Origin of the sequence: Streptomyces sp. NPDC002055 (genome assembly GCF_040296705.1) — a bacterium.
GTDB lineage: Bacteria > Actinomycetota > Actinomycetes > Streptomycetales > Streptomycetaceae > Streptomyces.
Window position 1 is genome coordinate 30,566 of record NZ_JBEOXS010000042.1, and the last position, 15,489, is coordinate 46,054.

Here is a 15,489-nt window from a genome sequence, read left to right on the forward strand (position 1 = left end):
TGCGGTTTCAATAAATGAGCGGCGTGAGTCCTGCCGCCTACAGCCGGAGGCTCCATGGTCTTCCTCCGCGCCCTGATCAGTACTGCGCGCATGATCCGCCACACACCGGCGCTGGCCGCCGGTCTGACGCCGGACGACGAGGTGCTGCTCGACGCGCCCGACGAACGGCTCGCCCCTGCCGTCGCCGACGCCGCCCGCGGCGACCACCGGGCGGCCGCCGCCCTGCTCGCCGCCACCCGGGAGGCCGGTGAGTGGGAGTCGCGCGACCGCTACGCGGGCCGGCTAGCGGTGTTCGCCCAGTCCCGGTCCGACTGGCTGACGGACTGGGTGGCCGCCGCGCCGCGCGACCCGGACGCGTTACTCCTGCGGGCCGAGCTGGCCGTCCGGGAGGCGTGGCGGCGGCCGTGCCGCGCGGCGGAGCTCCGGCAGGCCGCACCGCTCATCGACGCCGCCGCCGAGGCCGGTCCCCGCGACCCGGTGCCCTGGCGGATCGCGCTGGACCACGCCCGCGGCACCGACGCGGCGCGCGCGGACTTCGAGGTGCTGTGGAAGGAGGCCGTCTCGCGGTCGCCGCACCACTACGGCTGCCATGTCGCGGCGCTCCAGTGGTCCGGCTCGTCGGCGGCCGGCTTCGCGTTCGCCGAACGGGCGGCGGAGCAGGCGCTGCCGGGCTCCCTGCTGCACGCGCTGCCGCTCCGGGCGGCGTTCCCCGTGCTGGCCGGGGAGGGGGCCGCGCCGGGCGGCCGGATCGAGACCACGGCCGCCGGGGGCTGCCCGGACACCGGCGGGGACGGTGAAGCATGGCTGCGCTCGGCGTGGTTCCGGTCCGCGACCGCGGCCCGGCCGGAGCCCGGACCGACCGACGCACGGTGGACGGACCCGGCGGGCGGGGTGCCGCGGGGTTGGGGTCCGGGGAATGGAGTTCCGGGGAGCTGGAACGACGGTGACGGTGACGGCGGCGACTGGTACGGCTCGACGGACGGCGGTCCCGGCGCGGAGGGCGCAGCCGGTCCGGGTGGCGCGGAGAGTCCGGGTTGTGCGGAGGGCCCGAGCGGCGCGGAGAGCTTGGGTGACGCCGGCGGCCCGGGGGGCACGGACGGTCCGGGTGACGCGCGGTGGGACAGCGCCTCGACCGACGACTGGATCGACGCCGCCACCGACCGGGCCATCGGGCTGTCCGCCCGCTACGCGTCCGGCGATCCCTGGCCGGCCGAGGTCCGCAATCTGCTCGCCTACGCCCTCGTTGCCCGGGGCCGCTGGGCCGAGGCGCTGGAGGAATTCCGCCGGATCGGCCCGTTCGCGACCGCGTTTCCGTGGAGCCATGTCTCCAACGACCCCCTCGGCCAGTTCCTCGATCTGCGCGACGGTGTCCGGATCCAGCTGGCCACGACGCTGCCTCTGCGGCGACGGCCCCGCAGCGCCGACGGCCCCGGCCATTAGGCTTGGCCGTTGTGACCATCGCACGCCTGCCGCTCTTCCCGCTGAACTCGGTGCTGTTCCCGGGCCTCGTCCTGCCGCTGAACATCTTCGAGGAGCGGTATCGCGCCATGATGCGCGACCTGTTGAAACTCGACGAGGACGCGCCGCGCCGGTTCGCGGTGGTGGCGATCCGCGACGGCCGTGAAGTCGCCCCCAGCGCTCCGGGCATGCCGGACGCCACCGCGCTGCCGGAGCGCGGCCCGGCGGCCGGCTTCGGGGAGGACCCGATCCAGGCCTTCCACCGGATCGGCTGTGTCGCGGACGCGGCCACCATCCGGGAGAAGGAGGACGGCGGCTTCGACGTCCTGGCCACCGGCACCACCCGGTTCCGGCTGACGTCGGTGGACGCCTCGGGCCCTTACCTGGTGGGCGAGTTGGAGTCGATCCCCGAGGAACAGGGCGAGGGCGCGGGCGCGCTCGCCTCCGGCGTCCTGCGGGCCTTCCGCACGTACCAGAAGCGGCTGGCCGGGGCGAACGAGCGGTCGCTGAGCACCGAGCAGGAGCTGCCGGACGAGCCGTCGGTGCTGTCGTACCTGGTCGCCGCGGCGGCGGTGCTCGACACCCCGGCCAAGCAGGAGTTGCTGGAGGCACCCGACACCGCGGAGCGCCTGCGGAAGGAGCTGCGGATGCTGCGCGCGGAGAGCTCCATGATCCGCAACATCCCGTCGCTGCCCGCGGCGGATCTGACCCGCAAGCCGACCAGCCCCAACTGAACCGCGGCCGCACCACCGGCCCGGCCGCACGACCGGCCCCTCACTGAACGACGGCCGAGCGACCGGCCCGGCCGATCGACGGCCCGACCCGAACGACGGCCCGACCCGAACGACCGACCCCGACGACCGGCCCCGAACGACCGGCCCGACCGAACGGAGGCGCCCGCACCGTGGCGAAGAAGAAGCAGAAGCAGTCGGGCGGCACCCCCGCCACCGTCGCCCTGACCGCGGCGGGCCGGGAGTTCACGGTGCACTCCTACGAGCACGACCCCGCCGCCCCCTCGTACGGCGAGGAGGCGGCGCAGGCGATGGGCGTGGAGCCGACGCGGGTGTTCAAGACCCTGCTCGCGGAGGTCGACGGCGCGCTGACGGTGGCGATCGTGCCGGTCGCCGGGTCGCTCGATCTGAAAGCCCTGGCGTCGGCGACGGGCGGCAAGCGGGCGGTGATGGCGGACCCGGCGGCGGCCGAGCGGGCCACCGGCTACGTCCGGGGCGGCATCTCGCCGCTGGGGCAGCGGCGGAAGCTGCCGACGGTGCTGGACGCCTCCGCCGCGGAGCACGCCACGGTCTGTGTCTCGGCGGGCCGCCGGGGCCTGGAGATCGAGCTCTCCCCCGCCGACCTGGCAGCCCTCACGGAGGCCGTGACCGCGCCGATCGGCCGCGACTGACCAGGTACCGAGGTGTAGGGCGAGGCCCGGGCATCACCGGGGCCCACGTACCGAGGTGCGGACCGGGGCCCGGGCATCACCGGGCCTCGGACCCCGGGCCCGGGCATCACCGGGCCTCGGAGCCCGGGCCCCGGGCATCACCGTGGCTCGAGGCCCGGGCCGCGGGCATCAACGGGCCCCGGCAGCGACGACGGAAACGCGAACCGTGGGCGGCCGGCGACGCCCGTACCCGGCCGCCGGGCCGGGCGGGCCCGTGAGAGCGCGCCGCCCGGCGGTCCGGACGGCAGGGCCTCAGTACCCCATCGGGTGCGTGGGCTCCGGGTCGCGCGGCCCGAACAGCGCGGTCATCGCCAGGTGGACGAGCGCCCCGGCGATCGGCCACGCCAGCAGCGCGCCCTTCGCCTGCAGCTCCAGCGGGGAGTCGAAGACGGCGCCCTTGCCGAGCGCCCGGGCCTGTTCGACGGCGTCCGCCGGGCCGAGCCAGGCGCCCAGCTGCCAGGCGACGACGGAGCCGAGCAGTCCGCCGACCGCCATCCCCACCACCAGCGGGATGCCGCCGCGCCGGAAGAGCCAGAAGACCACGAGGGCGCTGAGCGCCCCGAACCCCAGGCCGAGCAGCACGAACGTGCCGTCCGCGCCGATCGCTTCCTCGCTCTCGGGGTTCTTGACGTAGACGGCCTTGCCGTCCGTGAAGAGCGGGATCCGGGGCGCCAGCCAGAGCCAGAGCAGCCCCAGCAGGACGCCGGCGACGGCGAGGCCCAGGGCGACGAGCGCGGCCCGCCGCACCTCGGTTCCCAGCGGTTCCGCGTCCGCGGAACCGTCCGGTCCGCCGACGCCGGTCTCCGGCGGGTGCCAACCGCCGGGCGGGGGTGGTTCATGCGGTGTCATCGGTGCGCTCACACCGCCATCGTGCCAGGCCGGAGGGGTGGCGGGCGCCGCAGGAGGGAGGTCCGGGCGGGTCACCGGACGGCCGCCCGGCGGTAGGCCCAGGTGGCGACGGCCAGCGAGGCCACTCCCACGGCCGCGCAGACGGCGAGATCGCCGCCGACGGCCGCCCAGTCCGGCTGCGCGTCGAAGGCCCGGGCCAGCGCCTCGACTCCGTAGGTGGAGGGCAGCAGATCCCGCGCCCACATCACCGGGCCGGGCAGGTGGGTGGCGGGCAGCACCCCGAGCAGGAGCGCCGCGGACATCCCCAACTGCCCCAGCAGCGTGGCGAGTTCCTGGCGCGGCGCGAGCAGGCCGAGAGCGGCGCCGAGACCGGCCAGGGCGGCTCCGGCGAGCGGGATCACCGCGGCCAGCACCCAGAGGTTCGTCAGGGGCAGCTGGAAGAGCGCACTGCCCACCACCGCCGTGACGACCGTCCCGGGCACGGTGAACGAGGCGTACGCGCCCGCCGCGCCGAGCACCACCGCGGCGGGCGGTACCGGGAGGGTGGCGTAGTGGTCGAGGCCGCCGCTCGCGCGGAGCTGGCCGAAGTACTGGGCAAGCAGGTTGAGCGCGACGAAGGCCACCACCAGCACGCTGGACCCGGCGACGACCGCCCGGGCCTCGGCGCCGCCGTCGACCACACCGCGCATCAGCACCATGATCCCGACGCTCTGGAAGGTGGCCACGAAGAGCAGCGGGATCCGGGCCACCCGGGCCCGGGACAGCTGGGCCCGGTAGACGGCGGCCAGCGCGGGCAGCAGCCGGGCGCGCGGCGCGAGCGGCGCGGCCCCGCTGTCCTCGGACGACGCCCTCCCCGCCCGCGCCCGGACGGACACGGCCTCCGCAGGCACGACACTCACGTTGCGCTGCTCCTGTTCCTAGCGGTCTGCCGGACGGCACGGGCGACGGTGCCGGTCATCCCTTCACCAGGCCTTCCGTGCGGCCGCCCAGCGCCAGGTAGACATCCTCCAGGCTGGGCGTGACCAGGGTGAAATCGTCGAGTGCCGCGAACGCCGAACCCCCGGTGACGGCGGCCACGGCGGCCCGCGCCTCGTCGGTGGAGAGCCGCAGCACCCAGCGGCGGCCCGCCTCCCGCGCGGACGCCCGCAGCGCGGCCACCTCGGGCACCTCCAGCGGGGCGCGGTCCCGCCAGACCAGCTCCAGCCGCACCTCGTCGGCGACGAGGGACTTGAGCCCGTTCGGCGTGTCGCAGGCGATGACCTTGCCGCGCTCCAGCACCGCGACCCGGTCGAGGACGGTCTCCGCCTCGATGACGTTGTGGGTGACGAGCAGCACGGTCGCGCCGCGCTCGGCCCGCCGGCGGTCCACGGCGGCCCAGACGGCCCGCCGGGCGACGGGGTCCATGCCGGTCGTCGGCTCGTCCAGGACGAGTACCGGGCGGTCGCCCACCAGGGCCGCGGCGAAGCACGCGAGCCGCCGCTGGCCGCCGGAGAGCTTCTTGAGCGGGCGGCCGGCGATCTCGGTGAGGCCCAGCTCGTCCAGGACGGCGTCCCGTTCGGCGCGGGCCGAGCGGCTGTCCAGGCCGCGCAGCCGCCCGGTGGTCTCGGCCGCGAGGGCGACCGTCAGCTCGTCGAGGGCGGTGGACTCCTGCCCGAGGTAGCCGACCAGCCGCGCGGCCCGGTCGGGGTGCCGGACCAGGTCGTGGCCGAGCACCCGGACGGTGCCCGCGTCGGGCCGCATCAGTCCGGTGAGCTGGCGGACGAGGGTGGACTTGCCGGCCCCGTTCGGGCCGAGCAGGCCGAAGATCTCGCCGCGGTGGATGTCGAGGGTGATGCCGTCGCTGGCGCGGACGGCGGGAGCGGCGGGCCGGCCCCGGCGGGCCCGCGCCGCGGGATAGGTCTTGATCAGGCCGCGCACCGAGCATGCGGGCGCTGCGTCCGCCGCTCCGGCCCCGATGCCGTGCCCTGCCTGTGCTGTGCCCGTCCTCACGAGCATTGAGGGTACGCGTCCGGACCGACGCTCCGGCCGTCGGGGGCGATTCGTCCGCCCCGTGCGGGTTCAGTCCGCGGGCGCACCGCGGTCCGCGGCGGTGCGCGTGTCGACCTCGCGCCAGAATCCGGCGCGGATCGCGTAGCGGTCGTGCTCGTCGATCTGGTCGTCCTTGTGGGCGAGCAGACCGAAGCGGGCGGCGTAGCGGAGCAGCTCGCCGTCGATCCGGTGCGGGATCCGCGGGTACTCCCGGGAGACCTGCTGGAGGTGGGATCCGGTGGACAGCCGCTCGGTCCAGCGCCGGGCGAAGACCTGTCCCACCTCGAAGGGGTCGCCGCTGACGGCGGTGATGTCCTCCTCGCGGTCCGCCCAGCGCTGCTCGGCGCTGGTGAGCTGGGCGAGGGTGGGGAGGGCGGCGGTCTCGGGGGATTCGGCCGGGCCGCCGCGTTCGACCCAGCCCTTGTCGGAGGACCAGCGCAGGGTGGCGCCGGGCTGCTGGGGCGGGGGCGCGGCCTGACCGGCGTGCGCGCGGCCGAGCCCGGCCAGGTCCTTGGGGGTGGGAACGCCCCGTACGCCGGCGGGCTCGGCCGCGTGCGGACCGGGGGACGGCGGCGCGGCGGAGGGCGCGCCGGCCGAGGAGCCGTTGACGGAGGGCGCCTCGGTGGCTCCGGCCCGGCTGCCGGAGGCGGCGGCCTCGGGCAGCGGGGCGGAGAGGATCGCGGCGATCTCCGGGCCGGGGGCGGGCTGCGTGGAGCAGCCGCCGAAGAGGTCCTTGGCGCGGACGGCCCGGGTGATCCACTCCCGGTCCAGGACACGGCGCTCATCGGCCTCGGCGACGAGGTCCTCGGACTGGTTGTAGTCGCCGTCGGCGGCCTGGACGGCCCACAGGTGGACGGCGACGCCGTGTTCCTTGGCGTCCATCAGCCCGGGGAGCAGATCGCCGTCGCCGGTGACCAGCACGATGTCGGAACAGGCCCGGTTGCGGGCGAGTTCGGTGAGTTCGGCGTGCATGGCGGCGTCGACGCCCTTCTGCGCCCAGCGGCCGTCGCTGCGGGTCAGGGCGCCCAGCCGGACGGTCACCCGGGGCATGACGCGCAGCCTGCGGTGGTCCGGCTGCGGCACGCGGTCGGGGGCGCCGTCGAACCAGTAGATGCGCAGCAGGGGGCGTTCGGTGTCGGCCTCGGCGCGCTCCCGCAGCCCCTGGATGAGCGCGGCGTGGTCCACCGTGATCCGGGACCGGGCGGGTTCCCCGGCGAGGAGGCTCGCGGCGGCGCCCAACAGGTAACCGGCGTCCACCAGGACGACGCAGCGGTCCACGTTGCACCCTCTTTCGTGAGTCCGTCGCCCCCGGTAACGGCAATGCTGGGTTTTCCTTCGAGTCTGCCCGACCCCGCGGGCCTTATCAGTGGGAACTCGATCATCGGCGTGGCGGATCGGGGCCCGGCAGGCCCAGCGGCCCTTTTCACTCAGGGTAATTGTCCGACATGCGTTCATTGTCGGCGCGTGCGAGCGTGGATCCGCGAAGGGGTCCTCGCGCGGTGAGCGTCCGATGAGGTCGCGTGGTCCGGTGCCGTGCATCACCAGGCGCCGGAGAGTCCTTGTAGCGGAGCGATCAGGGCTGTTCGGCAACGCGGCGAGGTGCGGTGCCGGGCCACGCGACCTGGGCGGGCACCGCGCAAGGACCCTTCAGCAGCCCCCGGCGTCCCGCCGGGCCGCAGGCCAGGTCCAGAGATCCCCCGACAGGAGGCACGATCATGGCCAGGAACAAGAACCGAGAACGCCGCCGGGAGCCCCAGCGCGGCGGTGCCGCGGAGCACGCCGAGCAGCAGGCGGGCGGCCCCGCCGACGCCCAGGACCGGCAGCCGCAGCCGACGCCGGCGGACATGCCCAGCCGGAAGAGCCGGAAGCGCTTCGGCCACAACTGACCTCCGGCACCGGACGCGAGGACGCACAAGGGGGCGCGCCCCGGAACGGGCGCGCCCCCTTCGTTGTGCCATGGGCCCCTGCCGGCGCACCGACCGGGCCGAGCGCGGCCCTCAGCCGGCCAGGCAGGCCGGGCCGAGCAGCACCTTGAGATCGCCGAAGAGCGCCGGATCGGCGGTGACCCGGTGCCGGTCGAGCCGGAGCACGGTGGTCTTGCGGGCTCCCTGGAGGCGGATCCGCACCTCGGTGGAGCCCCGGTGGTGGGTGAGGACCTCACCGAGCTTCTCCACCAGCGGCGGGGTGACCTTGACCGTCGGAATGGTGATCGTCACCGGCGCGTTGGCGGATGCCTCCGACAGGTCGGGGACCATCAGCTCCATCGCGACGAGCCGGGGGACGTCCTCCCGCTTGTCCAGGCGCCCCTTGACGAAGACGACCGTGTCCTCGACGAGCTGGGTGGACACCAGCTGGTAGGTGGCGGGGAAGAACATGCAGTCGATCGAGCCCGCCAGGTCCTCGACGGTGGCGATGGCCCAGGCGTTGCCCTGCTTGGTCATCTTCCGCTGCAGACCGGAGATGATGCCGCCGATGGTCACGATCGCGCCGTCGGAGTGCTCACCGCCGGTGAGCTGGGAGATCGCCGCGTCGGCCTTGTCGTTCAGCACGTGCTCGATGCCGAACAGCGGGTGGTCGGAGACGTAGAGGCCGAGCATCTCGCGCTCCTGCGCCAGCAGATACGCCTTGTCCCACTCGATGTCGGAGAACTCGACGTCGAGCCCGAAGCCGGGGCCGTCGTCGGCCGAGTCGTCGCCCATCCCGCCGAACAGGTCGAACTGGCCCTCGGCCTCCTTGCGCTTGACCTGGACCACGTTGTCGATCATCGGCTCGTAGTGCGCGGTGAGCCCCTTGCGGGTGTGGCCCATCTCGTCGAAGGCGCCCGCCTTGATCAGCGATTCGACGGTCCGCTTGTTGCAGACGACCGCCTCGACCTTGTCCAGGAAGTCGGGGAACGAGGTGTACTTCCCCTTCGCCTTGCGGCAGCGAATGATCGAGTCGACCACGTTCTGACCGACGTTCCGCACCGCGGTCAGACCGAACAGGATGACGTCGTCACCCTGGGCGGCGAAGTTCGCCTGGGACTCGTTGACGTTCGGCGGGAGCACCTTGATGCCCATGCGGCGGCACTCGTTGAGGTAGATCGCCGACTTGTCCTTGTCGTCGCGCACCGAGGTGAGCAGCGCCGACATGTACTCGGCCGGGTAGTTGGCCTTGAGGTAGGCGGTCCAGTAGGTGACCAGCCCGTACGCCGAGGAGTGCGCCTTGTTGAACGCGTATCCGGCGAACGGGACCAGCACGTCCCACACGGCCTGGATGGCCTCGTCCGAGAAGCCCTTGTCCCGCGCGCCCTTCTGGAAGTTGACGAACTCGGCGTCGAGGACTTCCTTCTTCTTCTTGCCCATCGCCCGGCGCAGCAGGTCGGCCTGGCCGAGCGAGTAGCCCGCGAGCACCTGGGCGGCCTTCTGCACCTGCTCCTGGTACACGATGAGGCCGTGGGTGATGTCGAGGACCTCCTTCAGGGGCTCCTCGAGCTCGGGGTGGATCGGGGTGATCTCCTGCTGGCCGTTCTTCCGCAGGGCGTAGTTGATGTGCGAGTTCATGCCCATCGGGCCCGGCCGGTACAGGGCCGAGACCGCGGAAATGTCCTCGAAGTTGTCGGGCTTCATCATGCGCAGCAGGGAGCGCATGGGGCCGCCGTCGAACTGGAAGACGCCGAGGGTGTCACCGCGGCAGAGCAGTTCGTAGGTCGTGGGGTCGTCCAGCGGGAGGTCGAGCAGCTTGAGGTCGATGCCCTTGTTGGCGCGGACCATCTTGACCGCGTCGTCCATGATGGTGAGGTTCCGCAGGCCCAGGAAGTCCATCTTGAGCAGGCCGAGCGACTCACAGGTGGGGTAGTCCCACTGAGTGATGGTGACGCCGTCGGAGTGCCGCACCCAGACCGGGATGTGGTCGGTGAGCGTCTCGCTGGACATGATCACGCCCGCGGCGTGCACACCCATCTGCCGGACCAGGCCCTCCACACCGCGCGCGGTGTCGATGACCTTCTTGACGTCCGGCTCGTTCTCGTACATGCCCCGGATCTCGCCCGCCTCGCTGTAGCGCGGGTGGGAGGAGTCGGTGATGCCGGAGAGCGAGATGCCCTTGCCGAGGACGTCCGCGGGCATGGCCTTGGTGAGCCGGTCGCCCATCGCGTACGGGTACCCCAGCACCCGCGCGGAGTCCTTGATCGCGTTCTTGGCCTTGATGGTGCCGTAGGTGCCGATCATGCAGACCTTGTCGGCGCCGTACTTCTCGGTGACGTACCGGATCACCTCGGAGCGCCGGCGCTCGTCGAAGTCGATGTCGACATCGGGCATGGAGACGCGCTCGGGGTTGAGGAACCGCTCGAAGATCAGCCCGTGCTCGATCGGGTCGAGGTCGGTGATGCCCATGGCGTACGAGACGATCGAGCCGGCCGCGGAGCCACGGCCCGGGCCCACCGCGATCCCGTTGTTCTTCGCCCACATGATGAAGTCGGCGACGACGAGGAAGTACCCGGGGAACCCCATCTGGATGATGATGTCCATCTCGTACTCGACCAGCGACTGCCGGTCCTCGGGCACCCCGCCGGGGAAACGGCGGGCCATGCCCCGCTTGACCTCCTCGCGGAACCAGGTGACCTCGGTGTAGCCCTCGGGGACGTCGAAGCGCGGCATCAGGTCACGCTTGTCGAACCAGCCGTCGGTGTCGATCTGCTGCGCCACCAGCAGGGTGTTGGCGCAGCCCTCCTGCCAGGCGTCGGAGGAGTCGACGGCGTACATCTCGTCGGTCGACTTGAGGTAGTAACCGGTGCCGTCGAACCGGAAGCGGTCCGGGTCGGAGAGGTTCTTGCCGGTCTGGATGCACAGCAGCGCGTCGTGGGCGCTCGACTCGTGCGAGTAGGTGTAGTGCGAGTCATTGGTGACCAGCGGCGGGATGCCGAGCTTCTTGCCGATCTCCAGCAGGCCGTCCCGGACCCTGCGCTCGATCTCGATGCCGTGGTCCATCAGCTCCAGGAAGTACCGCTCCTTGCCGAAGATCTCCTGGTACTCGGCGGCGGCCTTCAGGGCCTCCTCGTCCTGGCCGAGGCGGAGCCTGGTCTGCACCTCGCCGGACGGGCAGCCGGTGGACGCGATCAGGCCCTCGGCGTGCTCGGCGATGACCTCTTTGTCCATCCGGGGCCACTTCGTCAGCCAGCCCTCCTTGTAGGCGTCGGACGAGAGCCGGAAGAGGTTGTGCAGACCGGTCCTGTTCGCCGCCCAGATGGTCTTGTGCGTGTATCCACCGGAACCGGACACATCGTCCCGCTTCTGGTACGGCTGGCCCCACTGGATACGCCGCTTGTTCCGCCGGGACTCGGGGGCGACGTACGCCTCGATCCCGATGATCGGCGTGACGCCGGCCGCGGTCGCCTGCTGGAAGAAGTCGTACGCTCCGTGCAGGTTGCCGTGGTCGGTCATCGCGATATGGGACATGCCCATCTCATTGCACGCCTTGAACATGTCCTTGAGCCGCGCGGCACCGTCCAGCAGCGAGTACTGGGTGTGGACGTGCAGGTGCGTGAAGGGCGGCTTGGCCACGGCGGAGGACCTCCAGCGAGGGGCTTGAGAACAGGACGGGCGACGGCTAGGAAGTCTACGACTCCGCACCGACAGCCAAGGGGACACAGCCCCGGTCTCACCCCCGGGGCGGGCACTCGGCGGTAGCCTCGCCCGTTGCACCTGTTGATGGTCCGTGTGCCGTGCCGCAGCGCCGGCGGCGGACCATCCGTCCCACCCGCCACGCACCAGGAGGCGTACCGCGATGTCGTCCCAGCAGGCCCCGGCCGCCCAGGCCGAGCAGCGCGGCGAGGAGATCCTCGCCGTCTTCGACACCGCCTTCGGGCAGCTGCTCGCCGCCGACCCGGCCGCCTTCCGGGTCAAGTTCCGGAAGATGGCGGCCTCGGCCTTCGCGTTCTACCGCGGCACGGCCTGCCTGTTCTACAACGATCTGAAGGACGGCGAGGGCGGTCCGTTCCTCGACGACCGGACCTCCCGGGTCTGGATCCACGGTGATCTCCACGCCGAGAACTTCGGCACCTACATGGACGCCAACGGCCGGCTGGTCTTCAACGTCAACGATTTCGACGAGGCGTACGTCGGCCCCTTCACCTGGGACCTGAAGCGCTTCGCCGCCTCCGTCGCCCTGATCGGCTACACCAAGGCCCTCAGCGACGAGATGATCACCGATCTCGTCCGCACCTACGCCACCGCCTACCGCGAGCGGATCCACGCCCTGGCCACCGGCGCCAAGGACGACGAGGTACCGCCCTTCACACTCGACACCGCCGAGGGCCCGCTGCTCGACGCCCTGCGGGTGGCGCGCTCCGTCACCCGTTTCGGGCTGCTGGACTCGATGACCGAGATCCGGGACTTCGAGCGCCGCTTCACCCCCGGCGGGGGCACGATCGAGCTTGACGCGGCCACCCGCTACAAGGTGCTCGCCGCCTTCGACGGCTATCTGGAGACCCTCCCGGAGTCCAGCCTGACCCGCCCGGACTCCTACCGGGTCAAGGACGTCGTCGGCCGCCGCGGCATCGGGATCGGCAGCGCGGGCCTGCCCTCGTACAACATCCTCCTGGAGGGCAACAGCGACGCCCTGGAGAACGACGTCGTGATCTACATGAAGCAGGCGCAGACCCCGGCGGTGTCCCGGCACATCACCGACGAGGCGGTCCGCTCCTACTTCCGGCACGAGGGGCACCGCACGGTCATCTCGCAGCGCGCCCTGCAGGACCACGCCGACCCGTGGCTGGGCTGGACCGAGCTGGACGGGGCGGGTCAGCTGGTCGCCGAGGTCTCGCCGTACGCCGTCGACCTGGACTGGTCCGACATCGACGATCCGGCCGAGATCTCCGAGGTCGTGGCCGACCTGGGGCGGGCCACCGCCACGATGCACGCGGCGGCGGACGACGAGAGCGGCCACTCGCTGGTCCCGTTCTCCACGGAGCGCGCCATCGACGCGGCGATCGCGGCCGACGAGGAGGGCTTCGTCCGGCTCCTGACGGACTTCGCGCACTCCTACGGCGCGCAGGCCCGGACCGACCACCAGATCTTCGTCGACCTGTTCCGCAACGGCCGGATTCCGGGGGTGTGAGGCAATTCGGTCCCGGGGCGCCGGGACCGGACACGCGGCAACCCGGCAGGGGCAGGCAAGGGAGATTCGTCAACAGTCGTTCTCCCACGGGCCGGAATTCCGTCCAGGCATGACACAAGGGCCGGCGACCACAAAGGTCGCCGGCCCTCCTTGCGTCCACCCCCACACCAACACAAAGCACCCACACGTAACGCGTCCTCGAGTTGCCCCTCAACCCACTAACGCTTGACATCGCGCATTTAGGTGGGGAAAGATCACAGGCCACTGCGAGGAAGCTCTTGACTTCCTCGGACATATGACCAACTGACATAAAAACTGGGGGAAGCATGAAGCTGAGCACCAAAGGCCTGGCGGCGTCGTTCGGCGCAGCCGCCGCAGCAGTCCTGCTGGTCAGCAGCCCCGCTTCGGCCGGCACCAACGCCTTCGTCAAGACGACCGACCCGTTCAACGGGGGAGCCGCCGGCTACCACGCGAGCAACGACACTTTCACCGTCTGCGACAACAGGGCGGACGGCCTGACCGCCAGCGGCCACATCGGCTGGAGCAGCCGGGCCGGGTCCTACTGGATTCCGGTCACGGACAAGAGCTCCGGCAATGCGTGCGTGCGCAAGAAGCTGAACATCCCCAACGGCCTGCGGGTGTCCATCAAGATCTGCCTCCAGGGTGACCGCTACTGCGCCACCAAGTACGGCAAGTCGTAACCGGCCGCAACCGATCGGCCGCCCCGGCCGATCGGTCATCGGTGATCGATACCGGGTGGGCGCCCTTCGTGGTGCGCCCACCCGAGTCCCGTCCGGCCTGCCGGCAGGGCTCCTCCACCTCGGGGCGGGCGGGGACCTCGAGTGCGACAGACCGCAAGATCTGCCGCAAACGGACGACACCGCCCCGTGCTCGGAGGCCGGTGGGAGCCGGAGCACCGGACGAAGTGCGATCCTTTAGGCACCGCTTAGCCGCGCTCATGGCACACTCTCCGGCGATGGACATATCAGGGGCACGGCTCAGGGCACTGCGCGCGGCGCTGTTCACAGCGCTCTGCGTGACCCTGTCCGCTGCCTCGCACGTCCTGCTGTCCGGCGTCCCGCTGCCGGTGACGACCGTCGCCGCGCTCACCGCCGGGGTGTACGCGATCGCGTACGCCCTGGCCGGCCGGGAGCGCGGCTTCGCACGGATCGCCGCACTGCTGATCCCCCTGGAGCTCGCCGCGGACACCGTGTTCACCACCGGCCAGCACGCCTGTTACGGCCGGGCCGGCGGCCCGGTGGCCGGGCCGCTGCGTTCGGTCGGGGTGGATCTGCTGTGCAGCGGAGGCGACTTCGGCACCCCGCTGGCCCGGATGACGGGCCGCGACGCCGGTGCGGGGATCCCGCACGTCACCGTCGACCCGGCGCTGCCCTGGCTGCTGCTGGCCGTCCACGTCGCGGTGGGTCTCGTCGCGGCGGCCTGGCTCCGGCGCGGCGAGGCCGCTCTCGCCCGGCTGCTGCGGGCCGTCGCCACGCTCACCTTCCGTCCGCTGCTGATCGCGGTCGCCTCGGTGCTGGCGGGCGACGCACCGGCCCGTACCCGGCTCCGGCCGGTCCCGCCGCTGCCCACGGCCCGTACGCACCCGATGCTCGCCCACTCCGTCGGACGGCGCGGACCGCCGTGCCCGGTGGCTCCCTGAAGCCTCACCCGGCACAGCAGTCCCTCTTTTCAATCCGACGACGGAGCAGGAACACCACGATGAGCAACCGCAACAGCCAGGCCAACAAGCAGGCGGCCCGCGAGCGCATGCGCGCGGAGCGCGAGCGCCAGGCGAAGAAGGACAAGATCCGCCGACAGCTGATCGTCGGCACCTCGATCGTCGCCGTGCTGGGCATAGCCGCCGGGATCGGCGTGGCCGTCACCAAGATGAACAGCAGCAACGGCAGCGACAGCGCGAGCGCCGACGGCTGGCAGTCGGGCCCCAAGAAGAAGAAGTTCGTCGCCCCCGCCAACACCTCGGGCAAGAACGGCACCGACATCATCATCGGCAAGAAGGACGCCAAGAAGACGGTGGAGGTGTTCGAGGACCCGCGGTGCCCCGTCTGCGCGACCTTCGAGCAGAGCACGGGTGAGAAGGTCCGCAAGGAGATGGAGGACGGCAAGTACAAGCTGTCGTTCACCATCGGCACCTTCATCGACGACGGCATCCCCGGCTCGGGCTCGAAGAACGCGCTCAGCGCGCTGGGAGCGGCGGTCAACGTCAGCCCGGAAGCCTTCCTGGACTACAAGAAGGCGCTCTTCTCCCCGGACAACCACCCGTCGGAGCAGGACGACGCCTTCGGCAAGGACAGCCGTCTGATCGAGATCGCCCAGGAGGTGCCGGCGCTGAAGGACAACGCGTCCTTCAAGAAGGCCCTCAAGAACGGGACCTACGACCCGTGGGCATTGAAGATGTCGGCCAAGTTCCAGGGCGTGAAGGACATCTCCGGCACCCCGAGCTTCAAGCTCAACGGGACGAAGATGCTGGCGCCGGGCGGCGACCCGAGGAGCCCCATCACGACGCCGGAGGCATTCGACTACGCCTACAAGAAGGCGGACAAGAAGTAGCGGAGCGGCATCCGGCGGGCGCCGGCCGACGGGGCGTCCCCCGGCGGCCA

Annotated in this window: 13 protein-coding genes; 8 read left to right on the plus strand and 5 right to left on the minus strand. The window is 71.9% G+C overall.

Translation table 11 applies throughout. The features are described 5' to 3' along the window. Window positions 1–90: 90 nt before the first annotated feature. The 3 genes from ABT112_RS24155 to ybaK all read left to right on the plus strand — a co-directional run bounded on the left by ABT112_RS24155 (window position 91) and on the right by ybaK (window position 2,860). Window positions 91–1,440 carry a hypothetical protein gene (locus tag ABT112_RS24155; RefSeq protein WP_351512831.1) on the plus strand — a complete coding sequence of 450 codons (1,350 nt, stop codon included), beginning with the start codon at window positions 91–93 and terminating at the stop codon, window positions 1,438–1,440. 11 nt (window positions 1,441–1,451) lie between these two features. Next, window positions 1,452–2,192 carry an LON peptidase substrate-binding domain-containing protein gene (locus tag ABT112_RS24160; protein WP_351512833.1) on the plus strand — a complete coding sequence of 247 codons (741 nt, stop codon included), beginning with the start codon at window positions 1,452–1,454 and terminating at the stop codon, window positions 2,190–2,192. A 170-nt stretch (window positions 2,193–2,362) separates the two neighbouring features. After that, on the plus strand, window positions 2,363–2,860 hold the full coding sequence (gene ybaK / locus ABT112_RS24165) for a Cys-tRNA(Pro) deacylase (protein ID WP_351512835.1): 498 nt from the start codon (window positions 2,363–2,365) through the stop codon (window positions 2,858–2,860). A gap of 291 nt (window positions 2,861–3,151) precedes the next feature. Here ybaK and ABT112_RS24170 read toward each other — a convergent pair whose 3' ends face one another. The 4 genes from ABT112_RS24170 to ABT112_RS24185 form a co-directional block, all read right to left on the minus strand. Next, window positions 3,152–3,760: a hypothetical protein gene (locus ABT112_RS24170; RefSeq protein ID WP_432096657.1), complete on the minus strand. Its 609-nt coding sequence runs from the start codon at window positions 3,758–3,760 to the stop codon at window positions 3,152–3,154. 59 nt (window positions 3,761–3,819) lie between these two features. Then, on the minus strand, window positions 3,820–4,647 hold the full coding sequence (locus ABT112_RS24175) for an ABC transporter permease (RefSeq protein WP_351512837.1): 828 nt from the start codon (window positions 4,645–4,647) through the stop codon (window positions 3,820–3,822). Window positions 4,648–4,702: 55 nt separating this feature from the next. Next, on the minus strand, window positions 4,703–5,704 hold the full coding sequence (locus ABT112_RS24180) for an ABC transporter ATP-binding protein (RefSeq protein WP_502975428.1): 1,002 nt from the start codon (window positions 5,702–5,704) through the stop codon (window positions 4,703–4,705). Window positions 5,705–5,806: 102 nt separating this feature from the next. After that, the gene (locus ABT112_RS24185) at window positions 5,807–7,054 is read right to left on the minus strand and encodes an NYN domain-containing protein (protein ID WP_351512839.1); all 1,248 of its coding nucleotides are present in this window, start codon (window positions 7,052–7,054) and stop codon (window positions 5,807–5,809) included. Window positions 7,055–7,491: 437 nt separating this feature from the next. Here ABT112_RS24185 and ABT112_RS24190 point away from each other — a divergent pair, with 437 nt between their 5' ends. Next, window positions 7,492–7,662, plus strand: a complete 171-nt coding sequence (locus ABT112_RS24190) for a hypothetical protein (RefSeq protein ID WP_351512841.1) — start codon at window positions 7,492–7,494, stop codon at window positions 7,660–7,662. 111 nt (window positions 7,663–7,773) lie between these two features. On the opposite strand, the gene dnaE is transcribed toward ABT112_RS24190, so the two are convergent. Beyond that, window positions 7,774–11,316 carry a DNA polymerase III subunit alpha gene (dnaE, locus tag ABT112_RS24195; RefSeq protein WP_351512842.1) on the minus strand — a complete coding sequence of 1,181 codons (3,543 nt, stop codon included), beginning with the start codon at window positions 11,314–11,316 and terminating at the stop codon, window positions 7,774–7,776. A gap of 223 nt (window positions 11,317–11,539) precedes the next feature. On the opposite strand from dnaE, the gene ABT112_RS24200 reads away from it, so the two are divergent. The 4 genes from ABT112_RS24200 to ABT112_RS24215 all read left to right on the plus strand — a co-directional run bounded on the left by ABT112_RS24200 (window position 11,540) and on the right by ABT112_RS24215 (window position 15,439). Next, window positions 11,540–12,871 carry a DUF2252 domain-containing protein gene (locus ABT112_RS24200; RefSeq protein ID WP_351512844.1) on the plus strand — a complete coding sequence of 444 codons (1,332 nt, stop codon included), beginning with the start codon at window positions 11,540–11,542 and terminating at the stop codon, window positions 12,869–12,871. 326 nt (window positions 12,872–13,197) lie between these two features. Beyond that, the gene (locus tag ABT112_RS24205) at window positions 13,198–13,572 is read left to right on the plus strand and encodes a hypothetical protein (protein WP_351512846.1); all 375 of its coding nucleotides are present in this window, start codon (window positions 13,198–13,200) and stop codon (window positions 13,570–13,572) included. A gap of 275 nt (window positions 13,573–13,847) precedes the next feature. Beyond that, the gene (locus ABT112_RS24210) at window positions 13,848–14,531 is read left to right on the plus strand and encodes a hypothetical protein (RefSeq protein WP_351512848.1); all 684 of its coding nucleotides are present in this window, start codon (window positions 13,848–13,850) and stop codon (window positions 14,529–14,531) included. 59 nt (window positions 14,532–14,590) lie between these two features. Beyond that, window positions 14,591–15,439 (plus strand): DsbA family protein, encoded by an 849-nt coding sequence (locus tag ABT112_RS24215; protein ID WP_351512850.1) that lies wholly within the window; start codon window positions 14,591–14,593, stop codon window positions 15,437–15,439. Window positions 15,440–15,489: the final 50 nt, after the last annotated feature.

What these genes read in the sequence shown, in the direction of transcription:
- ABT112_RS24190 (WP_351512841.1), top strand. Translation starts at nt 7,492, where the DNA reads ATGGCCAGGAACAAGAACCGAGAACGCCGCCGGGAGCCCCAGCGCGGC.
- ABT112_RS24205 (WP_351512846.1), top strand. Translation starts at nt 13,198, where the DNA reads ATGAAGCTGAGCACCAAAGGCCTGGCGGCGTCGTTCGGCGCAGCCGCC.
- ABT112_RS24215 (WP_351512850.1), top strand. Translation starts at nt 14,591, where the DNA reads ATGAGCAACCGCAACAGCCAGGCCAACAAGCAGGCGGCCCGCGAGCGC.
- ABT112_RS24155 (WP_351512831.1), top strand. Translation starts at nt 91, where the DNA reads ATGATCCGCCACACACCGGCGCTGGCCGCCGGTCTGACGCCGGACGAC.
- ABT112_RS24200 (WP_351512844.1), top strand. Translation starts at nt 11,540, where the DNA reads ATGTCGTCCCAGCAGGCCCCGGCCGCCCAGGCCGAGCAGCGCGGCGAG.
- ABT112_RS24210 (WP_351512848.1), top strand. Translation starts at nt 13,848, where the DNA reads ATGGACATATCAGGGGCACGGCTCAGGGCACTGCGCGCGGCGCTGTTC.